The following is a 16123-nucleotide window of genomic DNA, read 5'->3' on the forward strand; positions in this document are numbered from 1 at the left end:
GGCTGGCGTCTTGCCGCCCGGGGCTCAGGTGGGGGCCGTCCCGGGCGGCGGGTTGACCACGAGGTGCGCGCGCACCTCGCGGATGCGCTCGTCCGTGTAGTAGCCGCCGTACTCGGTGTAGCGCAGGAACGGCCGGGCGCAGCCTTCACATTGCCACACGTCGCAACGGTTGTACGGGAACCAGCCCGGCGCGATGGGGGCGCTGTCGGACCAGCCGTGGGTGCCGGCCGGGTGGAACTCCGCCAGCGTGGGGTCGTCATCGCCGGGGGCACGCAAGGTGCCCACGCACCGCAGGTTCGACCGGTCGAACCCGCCTGGCATCGACTCCCAGCCGCGGCACACCAGCGCCGAACACCGGGGGCATCCGGCGCCCGCGCCGGATGCGTTTGCCAGCGCAATGAGTTCGCCGGCCGTCATGGCGGCGGCCTGCGTCACGTGAGGTGGGTCTTGAAGAACGCGATGGTGCGCGTCCATGCCAGTTTCGCCGCGTCGGCGTCGTAGCGCGGCGTGGTGTCGTTGTTGAACCCGTGTTGTGTGCCCGGGTACTGATGGACCTCGTACCGCACGCTCGCCGCCTTCAGTGCGGCCTCGTACGCGGGCCATGCGGTGTTGATGCGCTCGTCCACCGCGGCCAGCTGCACCAGCAGCGGCGCCTTCACGCGCGAGGCGTGGTCTGGCGCCGGGCTGTTGCCGTAGAAGGGCACGGCGGCATTCAGGTCAGGCCGCTGCGTGGCGAGCCAGTGCACGATGCCGCCGCCATAACAGAAGCCCACCGCACCGAGCCGGCCGTTGCCGTCGGGCCGGCCGCGCAACCAGTCGGCGGCCGCCACGAAGTCCTCGCGCGTCTTCTCCTGGTCCAGCGTGGCGAATGCGGCGCGGGCCTTGTCTTCGTCGCCCGGGTAGCCGCCCAGCGGGGTCAGCGCATCCGGTGCAAATGCCATGAACCCGTCGAGAGCCAACCGGCGGGCGATGTCTTCGATGTGGGGATTGAGCCCACGGTTCTCGTGGATCACGAGCACCATCGGCAGGCGTTTCGTGCCCGCCGACGCGGGCCGCACCAGGTAGCCGCGGATGCCTCCGGCGCCCGAGCCCGTCGGCACGGTGACCCATTCCGCCTTCACGCGGGTGTCGTCGGGGCGGATCTGTTGGCCGACGGCAAAGTCGGGGCTCAGCGCTGCCAGCAACCCGGCAGCTGTCACGCCCGCCTTGGCGAACCGCCGCGCCTTTTCCAGGAAACCGCGCCGGTCCAGGTCGCCGTGCACGTAGGCGTCGAACAGGATGAGCAGTTCCTGGTCGAAATCTTGAGAGGTCAGGCGTGAAGACATGGGCGCTCCCGTGGATGAAAGGCGCCCAGATTACTCCACCCGGAGGCGTCAGCGCACGGCGGCTGCGTCACGGAACCGGGCGATGCGCTCCTCGTCCGGCGGGTGGCTGCCGAGCGCGATGGGCAGGTCGGGCATGCCCTCCTTGCGCTGGTGGGCTCGCAGGCGCTCGAACATCGTCGCCATCACCGCGGGCGGGATGCCGTTGGCCTGCAGCAGCGCGATGGCGTCACCGTCGGCCTCGCGTTCGAAGTCGCGGGAATAGGCGAGGTGCCCCAGCAGGGCGGGCGCTGCCGCCAGCAAGCCACTGAAGTCGCCGAACGCGATGCTGGTGATGCCACCCAGCAAGGTGGTCTGGGCGAGCATGCGCATGCCGTGGCGGTGCCGCACGTGCCCCGCCTCGTGGGCCAGCACCCCGATGAGCACGTCCTCGCGGCCTTCGACCAGTGCCACCATCTCGTCGGTCAGCACCACGTGCCCGCCCGGCAGCGCGAACGCGTTGGGGCCGAGCTTGCTCTTGTGGAAGTGGAGGTCGATGGTGACACCGGCGGGGCCCGCGTTGGCGACCGCCCGCGACCAGGCGGCACGGAGGCGTTGCTGCTGCCCGGGCGGCAGCGCGGTGGGCGACACCAGGCCTTCGTCCCGGATCGACCGCATCGCGATGTCACCGAGTTCGCGGTCGACCCGCGCAGGCACGAATGCCAGCGCGGCGCGGGCGCCCCACGGCAGCCCCCATTGGTACAGCACGCCACACAGCACGAGCAGCATCGCCACACCCGCGGCGGTCCAGCGCCAGCTTTGCTGCGCCTTCACCACCCACGATTCACCCAGGCCGGCGTGCCGTGCCCAGGTGTCGAAGGCCATGGCGTCAGCACAGTGCAACGAGGTGCCGTCCGGGAGGTGCGCCACACGTGCGCCATGCCGCTGCCGTTCCGGCCACCGCACCCGCCGCAGCGGCACCCGCTTCGGGTCACCCTCGGGCGGCTGGATGCACAGCGTGTCGCCGTCGATCCGGGCCTCGACGTGCAACGGGCGCGCCGACACACCGTCGAAGTACTCGGCTGCCAGCCGTTCGGGTTGGGTCATGGGCGGCGCCCTCTCAGAGGCCGAAATCCAGCCCGAACAGGTCGCCGGCGGCATCCCCGGTGGCATCGTTGTCCCCGGCCAACCCGGCTTGTGCCGCGAGGTCGTCCACGGGGCGGCGGGTGTGGACGGTGACGGCCTGCAACCGCAGCCGTGCCGAGGCCACTGCCGCGAACGGCCAGTACAGGCCCAGCGTGAGCAGCACCAGCAGGCCGTTCTGGAGCGCCAGCCTCACCAGCGGCCCGAGCAGCAGGCGGCTTTCGAAACGGACCTCGGTGCTCGTGGTGCGGTTCCACACCAGGTTCTGGAGGCGGGACGTGAGGAAGGTGTTGTTCACGATGAGCAGCACGACGTAGGCGAGGGCGAAGACCCCCATCCCGATCACCATGGCGGCGTGCATTCCCGGGTTCTTCCCGCCCTCGCCCGAAAAGTAGCCCCCGAGCCCCAGAAGCATCGCCGCGACGAACCCCGCGGCGCAGAAGCCGAGGACGGACAGGAGCGACACCCCCGCCGCCTTGGCGAACACGACGTAGAACGGGCCGGGTCCGGCGGCCAGGCGGGTCTGGACCTGCCCGAGTGCACAGTGGCCGTGCTGGTAGCGCTTGACACCCCAGACCAGCAGCGGCACCAGCGCCAAGGTGGCGAGCATCGCCACGCCCAACAGCGCCTCCAGCCACGAGGCGGGTGAAGCCGCCGGCGCGGCGTCTTCTGCGGGTGCGCCGGGCATGAACAGCGTGAGCCCGATGAAGAGCGCTGCCGGCACCATGGTGGGCAGCAAGGCCTTGTAGGCGCCGGCCATGTCGCCGTTGAAATGGAACCGCATCCCCCGCCAACTGGTGTTGGCCAGCCGGAACCGCATCGACGCGCGGAACAGTGCGGGCCACACCCCGGCAATGATCAGGATGGCGACCAGGCCAGCCGTGGGTGAGAACTGGCCGGCGGCCGAGTACGCGATGAACAGCACGCCCACCAGCAGCGTGCCGCGCAACATGCGGCGCGGGTTGCCATGGAAGTCGAACGCATGGTGGCCGACCCAGGTGTTCCCGTAGAAGTAGCGCAGCTTGCGCACCTTCGCCCACGGGTAGTAGAGGCCCACCGTCACCAGTGTCAGCAGCAGGTTGACGATCCAGATGCGGAAGTACTCGCTGCCGGACGCGGTGAATCGGATGGGCAGGGTGCTGCCCGATGGTGCCGCATCGTCGGGGCGGGCGTTGCTGCCGATGGTGTTGTTCATGGTTCTCTCCCTCGAATCCCGGGGCAATTTATCACCGAGCCCCGAGACACCCGCCGGAGGGCCAGAATGGCGCCTTCATCCGCAACGCATTCCGCCATGACACTGAAGATCGTCGTCTACTCGAAATCAGCCTGCCCCCAGTGCGACCAGGCCAAGATGCTGCTCAAGTCGCGCGCGCTCGACTTCGAGGAGATCCGCATCGACGACGAGGCCGCGCGGCTCGCGTTCTACGAGAAGTGCGGCCCGTCCGTTCGCCAGATGCCGCAGGTCTTCATCAACGAGCAGCGTGTGGGCGGTGTCTCGGGCCTGCAGGCGGCACTGGTGCAGCTGGGGCGGTAGGGCCGCGCCTGGCCGATCGACCAGCGGGTCCCGGCCGCGCCGGCGCTCGTGGGACCGGATGATGTCCGGCCCCACGAGGTTTCCGCGGCAAGCCTCAGGCGAGGTCGAATCGGTCCAGGTTCATCACCTTGACCCACGCCGCCACGAAGTCGTCGGCGAACTTCTGCTTCGCATCGGCGCTGCCGTACACCTCGGCGATGGCACGGAGTTGCGCGTTGGAACCGAACACCAGGTCCACGCGCGTGGCCGTCCACTTCGATTGCCCCGTCTTGCGGTCGCGCCCTTCGTACACGCCGTCGGCACCCGGTGTCCACACCGTGCCCATGTCGAGCAGCGCGACGAAGTAGTCGTTGCTCAAGGTGCCCGGCTTGCGCGTGAACACCCCGTGCGGGGTCTGCCCGGCGTTGGCACCCAGCACCCGCAGGCCACCGACCAGCACGGTCATCTCCGGCGCCGTCAGCGTCAGCAGCTGTGCCTTGTCGATCAGCAGCGCCTCGGCCGGCACGGCGTAGCGCGCCTTCTGGAAGTTGCGGAAGCCGTCGGCGACGGGTTCGAGGGGCGTGAACGACGGCACGTCGGTCTGGGCCTGCGAGGCGTCCATGCGCCCCGGCGAGAACGGCACCGTGACGGCGAGGCCGACTTCGCGGGCCGCCTGCTCCACGGCGGCGCCCCCTGCCAGCACGATCAGGTCGGCGAGCGAGATCTTCTTGCCGGCGGAGGCCGCGGCGTTGAAGTCGCCGCGGATGCCTTCCAGCACCTGGAGCACCGCCGCCAGTTGGGCCGGTTCGTTGGCGGCCCAGTCCTTCTGCGGCGCGAGGCGGATGCGCGCACCGTTGGCGCCACCACGCTTGTCCGAGCCCCGGAACGTGGATGCCGACGCCCAGGCGGTCGACACCAGCTGCGGCACGGTCAGGCCCGACGCGAGCACCTTTTTCTGGAGGGCCGCAACGTCCTTCGCGTCGACCAGCTTGTGGTCCACCGCGGGAATGGGGTCCTGCCAGATGAGTTCTTCCTTCGGCACCTCCGGCCCCAGGTAGCGGGCACGCGGACCCATGTCACGGTGGGTCAGCTTGAACCAGGCCCGTGCGAACGCGTCGGCGAACTGGTCGGGGTTCTGCAGGAAGCGGCGGGAGATCTTCTCGTAGGCGGGGTCGATCCGCAGCGAGAGGTCGGTGGTCAGCATCGTGGGCGCATGGCGCTTCGCCGGGTCATGTGCGTCCGGGATGGTGCCGGCGCCGCTGCCGTTCTTTGCCACCCACTGGTGCGCGCCAGCCGGGCTCTTGGTCAGTTCCCATTCGAAGCCGAACAGGTTCTCGAAGAAGTTGTTGCTCCACCGCGTGGGCGTGGTGGTCCACGTGACTTCCAGGCCGCTGGTGATGGTGTCGCCGCCCTTGCCGGTGCCGAAGCTGTTCTTCCAGCCGAAGCCCTGGTGTTCGATGCCGGACCCCTCGGGCTCCTCGGCCACGTGCGATGCCGGCCCTGCGCCGTGGGTCTTGCCGAAGCTGTGGCCCCCGGCGATCAGTGCGACGGTCTCTTCGTCGTCCATGGCCATGCGGCCGAAGGTGTCGCGGATGTCTCGTGCCGCGGCGAGCGGGTCGGGGTTGCCGTCCGGGCCTTCGGGGTTCACGTAGATCAGGCCCATCTGCACGGCCGCGAGCGGGTTCTCGAGGTTGCGCGAGTGCTGGTCGCCGTCCGGGTTGTCCTCGGACACCAGCACGCCGCCATCCTTGGCCACCCCTTCGGAGCCATGGGCGTAACGCAGGTCACCGCCCAGCCATTTCGTCTCGCGGCCCCAGTACACGTCCTGGTCGGGTTCCCACACGTCTGGGCGACCACCGGCGAAGCCGAAGGTCTTGAAGCCCATGGTCTCGAGGGCGACGTTGCCGGTGAGGATCATCAGGTCGGCCCAGGAGATGCTGCGGCCGTACTTCTGCTTGATGGGCCACAGCAGGCGGCGGGCCTTGTCGAGGCTCACGTTGTCGGGCCAGCTGTTCAGCGGCGCGAAGCGCTGCTGCCCGCGGCCCGCACCCCCGCGGCCGTCGCCGATGCGGTAGGTGCCGGCGCTGTGCCAGGCCATGCGGATGAACAGCGGGCCGTAGTGCCCGAAGTCGGCCGGCCACCAGTCCTGGGAGTCGGTCATCAGGGCGGCGAGGTCCTTCTTGACGGACGCCAGGTCGAGGCGCTTGAACGCCTCGGCGTAGTCGAAGTCCGGGTCCATGGGGTCCGACTTCGCGGAGTGCTGATGCAGCAGGTCGACGCGCAGTTGCTGGGGCCACCAGGCCTGGTTGGTCGTGCCGGCGCTGGTGGACTGACTGAAGGGACACTTGCCCTCTGGCTTGTTGCTGCTCATGTGACGACTCCTGAATCTGGAAGAGAGAAGGGGTACACGGATTCTCTGGCGAAATCAGCGCCAGCGTGACCGGAAACGCTGATCTCCGCGATAGCCTGCGCCGCTTGACGCACGCGCAGACGCGTCACCCCGACCCGGTCCGCGTCCCCGCCAGGTGCCGGTAGACGGTGCTCCGGTGCACCCCCAGCCGCCGCGCGGTCTCGGCGACGCGTCCGCCGCAGGCGGCCAACGTGCGGGCGATGGCCTGTTCCATCAGGTCGCCGAGGGGCACGGGCATCACGTCGGCCACGGACGGCGCCACGCGGTCCCGGTGCGCCAGTGGCACGTGGTTGATGCACTCGCCATCGGTGGCCAGTGCCACCACGGTCTTCAACACGTTCAGCAGCTCCCTCACGTTCCCCGGCCACGGGTGCCGATCGAGCGCGTCGAGCGCATGGCAGGACAAGCGCAACCGCCGCGCCTGCGCCAGCCCGTCGAACAGCTGCTGGATCAGTGCACGCCGGTCGGGCCGTTCGCGCAGCGGCGGCAATGCCACGCCGTACCCGGCGATGCGGTACAGCAGGTCGCTGCGAAAGCCTCCCTCGGCGGCGAGGCGCGGCAGGTCGCAGTGGCTGGCACACACCAGGTCGAAGTCGACGGCCACCGGCTTGCCGCCGCCGAGCGGCAGCACCTCGCGGGTCTCGAGCACACGCAACAAGCGGGTCTGCATGGCGAGAGGCATGTCGCCGATCTCGTCGAGGAACAGCACACCGCCATGGGCCTCGCGCAGGCGGCCCGGGGCACCGCGCCGGCGGGCGCCGGTGAACGCGCCATCGTCGTAGCCGAAGAGTTCGGACTCGATCAGCGTCTCGGGCAACGCCGCGCAGTTGACGGCCACGAAGGGGCCTGCCTGGCGCCGGCCTTCCCGCTGCAGCCGCTGCGCGAACACCTCCTTGCCCACACCGGTCTCGCCGCTGATGAGCACCGGCACACCGGCGTCGAGCACGCGGATGGCCTGGGCCAGCAGCGCATCGAACGGGTCGGCCGCGATGGCACGCGGGGCCAGGTGCGCCAGTTCGCCCACGGGCACGCTGACACGGGTGGACGCGGGGATGATGGTGGCCACCAGCGACGTGCCCCCCGGCAACGTGATGAGCGCGCCATGCGGGTCCACGCGCGACCACGGCCGCCCGATCAGGCGCTCCACGGGCTGCCCCAGCAGCGTCTCCCACGTTTCGCCGAGCAGTGCGAGGCCGATGCCGTTGGCGGCGATGACCTGGCCGTCCTCGACGGCGATCAGGCCCTCGCGCGGTGTGCCCAGCATCGTGGGCTTGATGTGGAAACGCAGCAACTGGCCGCGGGCGGTGGCCAGCAGCAGGCGGTGTTCGATCTGCCGGGCGGCCAACCGCACGATGCCGAGGGCGTGGTTGTCGAGCCGGGCGGGTTCGCCCGACATGTCCAGCACCCCGGCGATGGCCCCCTGGCCGTCGAAGATGGGCGCGGCGGCGCAGGCGAGGATGGCGTTGTCGTTCAGGAAGTGTTCACCCCCCAGCACCGCCAGCGGCTCGCGCTCGATGAGCACGGTGCCGATGGCATTGGTGCCGCGGGCGGATTCAGACCAGTCGGCGCCGAGGCGCAGCGCCACGCGGTCGGCCTTGGGCACGAAGTCAGGGCAGCCCACTTCGTCGAGGATCATGCCGTCGGCGTCGCAGATGACCGCGATGCAGCCGGTGCCGGCCACGTGGTCGGCCAGGCCGTCCAGTTCGGGCTGGGCGCACGCCAGCAGGCCGCGGGTGTCGTGCCGGCGGGCCTGCACGAGCGCGGTGGCCATGGGTGCCCACAGGTCGGGGCGGTGGCCGTTCGAGCGGCAGCGCATCCACGAGCGCGTGATGTGCGGCGGCACCCAGCCGTCGGGTGAGCGGCCTTCCGCAAAAAACAGCTCGCGGGCCTGCTGGACCCGCGACACCATCACCGGCATGTCGGACATGGCACCTCCTGTTGTCGCACGGCATTCGCACGCAGCGACGTGTCGCGCCGGCGGATGTCGCAAGTTGCGACAGCACCGGCGCGCCGTAAACGCATCCGCGAGTGTGCGCCGGGGCAGGCGCGGCGGCACCGCACCTGGGGAAACTCCCAAGGCCTCCGGGTACGGGCCTTGCGCCTAGGGGCCTGCGCGGCAGAGGGCGCGGGCCCTTCCCTCTGCCGCGCAGGCCCCTAGGAGGGCCGCGTGTGCGGCCTTCTCACGCAAACCCTGGAGAGACACATGGACATGTTGGAACCCGGAAAGTTCGGCCTCGCCGTGCCCTTCAAGAAGCGTTACGCCAACTACATCGGCGGGCAGTGGGTGGCCCCGTCGGGCGGACAGTACTTCGAGAACGTCACGCCCATCACCGGCAAGGTGTTCTGCGAGATCCCGCGGTCCACCGCGGAAGACATCGAACGCGCGCTCGATGCGGCGCACGCCGCGAAGGTGGCCTGGGGCAAGACCTCGCCGGCCGAGCGCGCCCAGGTGCTGATGCGCATCGCCGACCGCATGGAACAGAACCTCGCGATGCTGGCCACCGCCGAGACGTGGGACAACGGCAAACCCATCCGCGAGACGATGGCCGCCGACCTCCCGCTGGCCATCGACCACTTCCGCTACTTCGCGTCGTGCGTGCGGTCGCAGGAAGGGGGCATCAGCGAGATCGACAGCACCACGTTCGCGTACCACTTCCACGAACCGCTCGGGGTGGTGGGGCAGATCATCCCGTGGAACTTCCCGATCCTGATGGCGGTGTGGAAACTCGCGCCCGCGCTGGCCGCGGGCAACTGCGTGGTGCTCAAGCCGGCGGAGCAGACACCGGCCTCGATCCTCGTGCTGCTGGAACTGGTGGGTGACCTGTTGCCACCCGGCGTGCTGAACGTGGTGAACGGGTTCGGCGTGGAAGCGGGCAAGCCGCTGGCGTCGAGCAACCGCATCGCGAAGATCGCGTTCACCGGCGAGACCACCACCGGCCGGCTGATCATGCAGTACGCGAGCCAGAACATCATCCCCGTGACGCTGGAACTTGGCGGCAAGTCGCCGAACGTGTTCTTCGAGGACGTGATGGCGAAGGACGACGCGTTCCTCGACAAGGCGCTCGAGGGGTTCACGATGTTCGCGCTGAACCAGGGCGAGGTGTGCACGTGCCCGTCGCGCGCGCTGGTGCAGGAGTCGATCTACGAGCGGTTCATGGAAAAGGCGCTCAAGCGCGTGGCCGCGGTGAAGCAGGGCAACCCGCTGGAGTCCGACACGATGATCGGCGCGCAGGCGTCCACCGAACAGCTCGAGAAGATCCTGTCGTACCTGGACATCGGCAGGCAAGAAGGTGCGAAGTGCCTCATCGGCGGCGCACAGCAGCGGCACCCGGGGGAACTGGAAGGCGGCTACTACGTGCAGCCCACGGTGTTCGAGGGCCACAACAAGATGCGCATCTTCCAGGAAGAGATCTTCGGTCCGGTGCTGTCGGTGACCACGTTCAAGAACGAGGAGGAAGCCCTCGCGATCGCCAACGACACGCTGTACGGCCTGGGCGCCGGGGTGTGGAGCCGCGACATGAACACCGCGTTCCGCATGGGCCGCAACATCCAGGCGGGGCGGGTGTGGACCAACTGCTACCACCTGTACCCGGCCCACGCGGCGTTCGGCGGGTACAAGAACTCGGGCATCGGGCGTGAGAACCACAAGATGATGCTCGACCACTACCAGCAGACGAAAAACCTGCTCGTGAGCTACAGCGACAGCCCGCTCGGGTTCTTCTGAGCATGGCCGCCGGCACCGTCGACGACAACACCGTGCTGCAGGTCACGGCCACGCCCGCGGCGCTGGCCCTGATCGAACGCATGGCCGTCAAGCACGGGCCGGTCATGTTCCACCAGTCCGGGGGCTGCTGCGATGGCAGCGCGCCCATGTGCTACCCCGCGGGCGACTTCATCGTGGGCGACCGCGATCGCCTGCTGGGGCACATCGGCGGGGCGCCGTTCTACATCAGCGGCCCGCAGTTCGAGTACTGGCAGCACACGCAGCTGATCATCGACGTGGTGCCTGGCCGGGGGGGCATGTTCTCGCTGGAAGGCCCGGAAGGCCTGCGGTTCCTGACACGGTCGCGCCTGTTCACCGACACCGAGTGGGCGTGGCTGGAACAGGCCGGGCGGGTGGCGCCGGGCAACTCGGCCCGCGGCAGTTCCTAGGGCGCCTGCTGATCGATCACGTCGCACTCCGGCATGGCCGGGGTGCGGCGTGATTCGCATTGCATCAGCGCACGAACGACGGCCTGCTCCATCGACGGGGCGCCGTAGGCCCATCCCCAGGCGCCGGTGGACACCGCGAAGGCCTTGAATCCGGGCTGGCTGGCGTAGGCCCCATGGAGGTCGGCCTGGGCGCCGGCGGGGAGGGTGCGCACGACGGCGGTGACCTGCCCGCCGCCACCCGCCTCGACCTGCCCGGACGTGTTGCCCCGGGCCTGCGCCAGGTCGGTCATCATGCCGGGAAGGGTGTGGTACATCGCCAGGGCCAGCGCACCGATGGCGCCGAGCAGCAGGTACCAGTCGCCCTCGCGGGGACGTTCACCGTGGTGGTTGTCGCCGTTGGTGCCGGGCATCAGCAGCAGCACGAGGCCCGCGACCGCGTTGAGCACCGGCACGACGAGCACCACGGTGGCCCAGCCGGTGATGTTCAGGTCGTGGAAACGCAGCACGCTGTGGCGGATGGACAGCACCATCAGCACGAGCATGCCCACGGCGCCGGCGATCCAGCGGCTGTCCGGCCGGTGGGCCACGTAGACGGCCAGCAGGTACATCGCCAGCAGGATCAACACGCCGGCGGACGCGCCCACCAGGCGGCCCATACGGCCCGAGAAACCGAAGCCCCACATGGGCGGTGCATCGGCCATCGCGCCTTGCGACCGGCCATCGGGCGCGAGGCCGCGGGCCGCACGGCTGGCCGCGAGCCGCGCTGCGCGGGCTTGCGCCTCGGCTTCGAGCTTCGCGGCGATGCCCATCGGCATGTCGGTGCTGCAGCTGCGGCACAGGATGCGTTTCGACTGGCGCTCGCCGCAGTTGGGGCAGACGATTTCCTCCGCTGGCGGCACGAGGGGCGCTGCGATGGGTGCGGACACGGGTGCGGGCGCGAGGGCCTCGACGTGCAGGCGGGCCCCGAGCGAGGCGAACGTGGCCACGTAGCGCTGGGCCTCCGCGCTGTCGATGCCCCGCTTGATCACGGTGCGGGCGGCAGCGAACAGCCGCGCCACCGCCGCGTCATCGAGCTTGAGCGGCGGGCCCAGGGCGCGCTTCACGTCGTCCACGCGGAACCCGTCGAGCACCTCGCCGCGAAACACGAGCTGCACCTGCCCCGCTTTCTCCATCACCTGCTTCCTTCCCGTCCGTTGTGCGCCGTTGCGCGCCTGCCGGGCGGAATGTTAGCGCGGCCGTTGATAATGCCCCGATGACTTGGGGCGTCTTGTGCGGCGTGCTGGCCGGTGCATTCTGGGGAACGGTGTTCATCGCACCGAAATACCTGTCGGCGTTTTCGCCGTGGGAACTCACGTTCGGGCGCTACCTCGCGTACGCCCTGGTGGCGTTCGTGGCGCTGGTGCCCACGTTGCGCAGCACCTGGCGCAAGGTCGACCGCGCCGACCTCGCCGCGATGTTCCGCCACGGCGTGGCCGGCAACGCGCTGTACTACGTGATGCTGGGATACGGCGTGCAATTGGCGGGGGTCACGCTCACGTCCCTCATCATCGGTGTGCTGCCGCTCAGCGTGACACTGGCGGGCCGGCGTGACCAGGGGGCCGTGCCGCTGCGTGTCCTCGTGTGGCCGCTGCTCGTGGTGGCTGCCGGCATCGCCTGCATCAACGCCGACCTCTTCCTGCACGCGGCCGAGGCCACCGGCTCGGTCCTGGACAAGGCCATCGGCCTGGCCTGTGCGGTGGGCGGCCTCGTCTGCTGGACCTGGTACGCGCTCGACAACACGCGTTACCTGAAGCGGGTGCACAAGTTCTCGAGCCGCGAGTGGTCGGGCCTCTACGGCCTTGCCAGCGGCGTGATCGTGTCGGTGTGTGCCGCCGTGTGGTGGGCCTTCGGCGGCAGCCTGCCGGCCGCCTCGCCCGACCGCGACTGGGGTATGTTCTGGGCGGTGTGCCTGTTCCTCGCGGTGGGGGCGTCACTCGTGGGCAACCACCTGTGGAACATCGCGTGCCGGCTCGTGCCGGTCACCTTGTCGGGTCAGCTGATCGTGTTCGAGACGCTGTTTGCGCTCGGGTACGGGTTCGTCCAGGCGAAGGCCGCGCCGCGGCCGCTCGAATGGGCGGCCATGGTGCTGCTGTCGGTGGGGGTGGCGTGGACGGTGCGGCTGCATGCCGTGGACGAGCCCGCACACTGACCGTCAGGCTTCTGCGGCGCGTTCCCGCAACACCTGGTACAGCAGGATGGCGCCAAACGTGGCGGTGCCGATGCCCCCGAGCGTGAAGCTGCCCAGGCGCAGGGTCAGGTCGCCGGCCCCGGCAGTGAGGGCCACGCCGGCCACGATCAGGTTGCGCGGGCGCGAGAAGTCCACGCGGTTGAGCACCCAGATGCGCCCGCCGGTGGCCGCGATGAGTCCGAACACCACGAGCGCGAGGCCGCCGATCACCGGCACCGGCAGCGTGAGGATCAACGCGCCGAACTTGGGCGAGAAGCCGAGCAGCAAGGCCACGCCCGCGGCCACCACGAACACCAGCGTCGAGTAGATGCGCGTCACGGCCATCACGCCCATGTTCTCGGCATACGTGGTGACCCCCGTGCCACCGCCCAGGCCCGACACGATGGTGGCCACCCCGTCGGCCATGAACGCGCGGCCCATCAACGGGTCGAAATCCCGGCCGGTCATCGCGGCGAGGGCCTTCACGTGGCCCAGGTTCTCGGCCACGAGGATCACCGCGATGGGCGCGATCAGCGCCATCGCGGACGCCGAGAACACCGGCGCCGTGAAGTGCGGCCAGCCGAACCACGCGGCCTGGCCGATGCCGGTGAAGTCGATGGGTTTGCCCCAGCCGAACACGTTGGCACCGAGGAAGTACACGACGTAGCCGGTGAGTGCGCCGATCAGGATGGGCAGGCGCCCGATCGCGCCGCGCCCGTTGACGGCCACGAGGCCCACGGCCAGCGCGGTGGCGAGGCCGGTGACGGCGTCGAACGACGACGCCGACAGGTTCTTCACGGCCACGGGCGCGAGGTTGAGGCCGATGGCCGCGACGATCGCGCCGGTCACCACCGGCGGCATCAGGCGTTCGATCCACGCGGTGCCGAACCCCTGCACCAACGCACCGATGAGCACGTAGGCCACGCCCGCCGCGATGATGCCGCCGAGCGCGATGCCGATGTTCGGGTTGGGCCCGCTGCCGGCATAGCCGGTGGCCGCGATCACCACCGCGATGAACGCGAAGCTCGACCCGAGGTAGCTGGGCAGGCGCCCCGCGGTGAGCACGAAAAAGATCAGCGTGCCGATGCCCGAGAAGAACACCGACGTGTTCGGGTCGAAGCCCATCAGGATGGGCGCGAGCGCCGTGGAGCCGAACATGGCCACCACGTGCTGGATGCCCATCACGGTGGTCTGGGGCCAGGGCAGGCGTTCGTCGGGGGCGACGTCGCCCGTGGTCTTCAACGTCCAGCGGGGAAAGAAGTTGCGCATGGCAAAGGGGCTCATGTGGCGGGCGGTGCCGGATTGTGCGATGACTCGGGCTTCGGGAAAACCCACATGTGGACACCGTCCAAATCCTCTGCTATGGTTTGTGGACGTTGTACACAATTCCTTCCTCAACCCTCAGGAGCTCACATGGCCACCAAGCTGTTCGTCAACCTGCCCGTCAAGGACTTGAAGCGTTCGGTCGCGTTTTTCACCCGGCTCGGCTACACCTTCAACCCCCAGTTCACCGACGAAAACGCCACCTGCATGGTGCTGGGCGAAGACAACTTCGTGATGCTGCTCGTGGAGAAGTTCTTCCAGACCTTCACCCCGAAGGCCATTGCCGATGCCACGAAGACCACCGAGGTGCTGATCTGCGTGTCGGCTGAAAGCCGCGAGAAGGTGGACGAGATGATCGCCAACGCCGTGGCGGGCGGCGCCACGTTGCCCAACCCGGCGAAGGACCACGGGTTCATGTACCAGCATGGGTACCAGGACCTCGATGGCCACCTCTGGGAAGTCATGTGGATGGACCCCAAGGCGATCGCGCCGCAGGCTTGAGTTCTTCATCCAGGCGAGAGGGGCGAGCAACAGGAGAGCCCGCTTCGCTCGCTCGCCTGTTGACCCGGGTGATGTCAGGCCAGCAGGCGCAACTGCCCGTCGACGGGAATCTTCTGGTGAGCGACGTTGCAGACGATGCGCAAGTCGTACCGATTCCGCTTGCCTTTGACCCATTGACCCAGCACCAGCGGCGTGCGGCTGATGTTGCGCGAACGTCCCGTGCCGTTCCACTGCACCGGCCCCACGATGCTGTCCATCCGCGTGGCGGCCACCGCGTCCCGCACATGGGCGGGCGCCGTGCTGCGCGTGCGTTTGAGCGCATCCACGGCGACCTCGAACAGGGCATGGGCGAAGCCGATCGGCTGCGTCCATTGGCGTTGCGTGTCGGCTTCGTAGGCACTCGTCAAGTCGCGTGCAGTCTGGCCTGTCAAACTGGACGCGAAGGGATGCGATGGGCTCCACCACACCTCGGTGCTCAGGCCGTCTCCCAGGTCACCCAGCTCTTCGAGCGTGGCCGGGAGCAGCAGGGCTTTGCCCAGCGAGACGATCTTGGGCTTGAAACGCTGTTGGCGTGCCTGCGTCAGGAACGTGTGCGCGTCGGATGGGAGCATCACGCCGGTGACGATGTCGCACGCATCGCGCTTCATGGCGGCAATCTGTGCGTTGAACTCCAGGGTGCCGTTGGCATAGGGGCCGGGGTTGGTGAGCGTGAACCCGACACCGGCCAGGGGCTGGGGAAAGCCGTTCCGCTTGTCACTCCAGGCGCGGCCGACACCGTCATCCGGGAACAGTCCGCCGACGCGTCGGTTGGTGGGGGCGTTGAGCCAGCCAAAGATGAAACTGGCAAACAGGTCTTCCATGCCCCAGAACATGTGATAGGTCCAGTCGAAGCCCTTTGCAGGGTCGCCCTTGCGGCTGGACAACAGGGCCTGCCATGGCGCGATGCTCGATATGCACGGTACGCCTGCGGCCTCGCAAGCCTGGCTCACCGGGCCTGCGGTCTCCGTGGTACCGGCCGTCAACACCAGGGTGACGCGATCGCGGGCGATCAACTCAAGTGCCACTTCGCTGGCGCGCGCGGGCTTGGACTCGCTGTCCTTCAGCACGATCTCGACGGCGTGGCGCTGGCCGCCGACCATCAGGCCGCCGGCCAGCGCCTTGCGCATCTGCACGATCACCCACTTGTCGGCCTCGCCGAAGGACGCGAGTGGGCCGCTCTGCGGCGACACGTACCCGATCTTCAGCGGGTTCGCCGCCCACAACAGCGGCGTGGCGGCGCCAGCAACGAACGCAGCCGCTCCCTGGAGCAGTTGACGCCGAGGCACACCGGTGTGCGTCTTGACGTGGGTGGACGGTTCATCGATCAGGGTGCTTTGGCACCGAAGGGGAGTGTTCACGCGCATGGCCAGGTGGGGTCTCGTCAATCGACACAAGTGGCGTCGGCCCGATGCGCCGAGAGCGCGACGCGCACTGCTTGTGGATGAGCAGAATGCTGCTCGCCGCGAATTCTGCGAGGAATGACCCGACGCCGCGTTGCGATGTCTCTATGGGCGTGTTTGTGAATCTTGATCGCC

14 protein-coding genes are annotated in these 16123 nt (G+C 69.0%); 5 read left to right on the top strand and 9 right to left on the bottom strand.

The window, feature by feature from the left end:
- Nucleotides 1–24: 24 nt before the first annotated feature.
- Genes ASC87_RS08590 through ASC87_RS08605 form a run of 4 tightly spaced genes read right to left on the bottom strand, consistent with a single transcriptional unit; the run spans nt 25 to nt 3639 of the window.
- The gene (locus ASC87_RS08590) at nt 25–435 is read right to left on the bottom strand and encodes a hypothetical protein (protein ID WP_056659608.1); all 411 of its coding nucleotides are present in this window, start codon (nt 433–435) and stop codon (nt 25–27) included.
- Entirely contained in the window at nt 432–1325 is an 894-nt protein-coding gene (locus ASC87_RS08595) for a dienelactone hydrolase family protein (protein WP_056659610.1), read from the bottom strand. Before ASC87_RS08595 ends, ASC87_RS08590 begins: the two co-directional genes overlap by 4 nt.
- A gap of 48 nt (nt 1326–1373) precedes the next feature.
- Entirely contained in the window at nt 1374–2408 is a 1035-nt protein-coding gene (locus ASC87_RS08600; protein ID WP_056659612.1) for a M48 family metallopeptidase, read from the bottom strand.
- Between the two features lie 13 nt (nt 2409–2421).
- Nucleotides 2422–3639: a YjgN family protein gene (locus ASC87_RS08605; protein WP_056659614.1), complete on the bottom strand. Its 1218-nt coding sequence runs from the start codon at nt 3637–3639 to the stop codon at nt 2422–2424.
- 96 nt (nt 3640–3735) lie between these two features.
- On the opposite strand from ASC87_RS08605, the gene ASC87_RS08610 reads away from it, so the two are divergent.
- Complete coding sequence (locus ASC87_RS08610) at nt 3736–3978, top strand: glutaredoxin domain-containing protein (protein ID WP_056659616.1); 243 nt, start codon at nt 3736–3738, stop codon at nt 3976–3978.
- Nucleotides 3979–4072: 94 nt separating this feature from the next.
- Here the strand turns inward: ASC87_RS08610 and katG are convergent, their stop codons facing one another.
- Both katG and ASC87_RS08620 read right to left on the bottom strand, forming a co-directional pair.
- Nucleotides 4073–6328, bottom strand: coding sequence for a catalase/peroxidase HPI (katG, locus tag ASC87_RS08615; protein ID WP_056659618.1), 2256 nt, complete (start codon nt 6326–6328; stop codon nt 4073–4075).
- Between the two features lie 124 nt (nt 6329–6452).
- The gene (locus ASC87_RS08620) at nt 6453–8294 is read right to left on the bottom strand and encodes a sigma-54-dependent Fis family transcriptional regulator (RefSeq protein ID WP_056659620.1); all 1842 of its coding nucleotides are present in this window, start codon (nt 8292–8294) and stop codon (nt 6453–6455) included.
- 276 nt (nt 8295–8570) lie between these two features.
- Between ASC87_RS08620 and adh the strand changes: the two genes are divergently transcribed.
- Entirely contained in the window at nt 8571–10091 is a 1521-nt protein-coding gene (gene adh / locus ASC87_RS08625; protein WP_056659622.1) for an aldehyde dehydrogenase, read from the top strand.
- Nucleotides 10092–10093: 2 nt separating this feature from the next.
- Complete coding sequence (locus tag ASC87_RS08630; protein WP_056659624.1) at nt 10094–10519, top strand: DUF779 domain-containing protein; 426 nt, start codon at nt 10094–10096, stop codon at nt 10517–10519.
- Here ASC87_RS08630 and ASC87_RS08635 read toward each other — a convergent pair.
- The gene (locus tag ASC87_RS08635) at nt 10516–11691 is read right to left on the bottom strand and encodes a DUF805 domain-containing protein (protein WP_056659626.1); all 1176 of its coding nucleotides are present in this window, start codon (nt 11689–11691) and stop codon (nt 10516–10518) included. The two genes, ASC87_RS08630 and ASC87_RS08635, sit on opposite strands and share 4 nt — an antisense overlap.
- A gap of 80 nt (nt 11692–11771) precedes the next feature.
- On the opposite strand from ASC87_RS08635, the gene ASC87_RS08640 reads away from it, so the two are divergent.
- Nucleotides 11772–12707 (top strand): DMT family transporter, encoded by a 936-nt coding sequence (locus ASC87_RS08640; protein ID WP_056659628.1) that lies wholly within the window; start codon nt 11772–11774, stop codon nt 12705–12707.
- 3 nt (nt 12708–12710) lie between these two features.
- On the opposite strand, the gene ASC87_RS08645 is transcribed toward ASC87_RS08640, so the two are convergent.
- Nucleotides 12711–14009, bottom strand: a complete 1299-nt coding sequence (locus ASC87_RS08645; protein WP_056659841.1) for a solute carrier family 23 protein — start codon at nt 14007–14009, stop codon at nt 12711–12713.
- Between the two features lie 129 nt (nt 14010–14138).
- Here ASC87_RS08645 and ASC87_RS08650 point away from each other — a divergent pair, with 129 nt between their 5' ends.
- Nucleotides 14139–14549: a VOC family protein gene (locus ASC87_RS08650; RefSeq protein ID WP_056659630.1), complete on the top strand. Its 411-nt coding sequence runs from the start codon at nt 14139–14141 to the stop codon at nt 14547–14549.
- Between the two features lie 74 nt (nt 14550–14623).
- On the opposite strand, the gene ASC87_RS08655 is transcribed toward ASC87_RS08650, so the two are convergent.
- Entirely contained in the window at nt 14624–15946 is a 1323-nt protein-coding gene (locus ASC87_RS08655; RefSeq protein ID WP_235582113.1) for an ABC transporter substrate-binding protein, read from the bottom strand.
- Between the last annotated feature and the right edge of the window lie 177 nt (nt 15947–16123).

This window comes from Rhizobacter sp. Root1221 (assembly GCF_001425785.1).
Lineage (GTDB): Bacteria > Pseudomonadota > Gammaproteobacteria > Burkholderiales > Burkholderiaceae_C > Rhizobacter.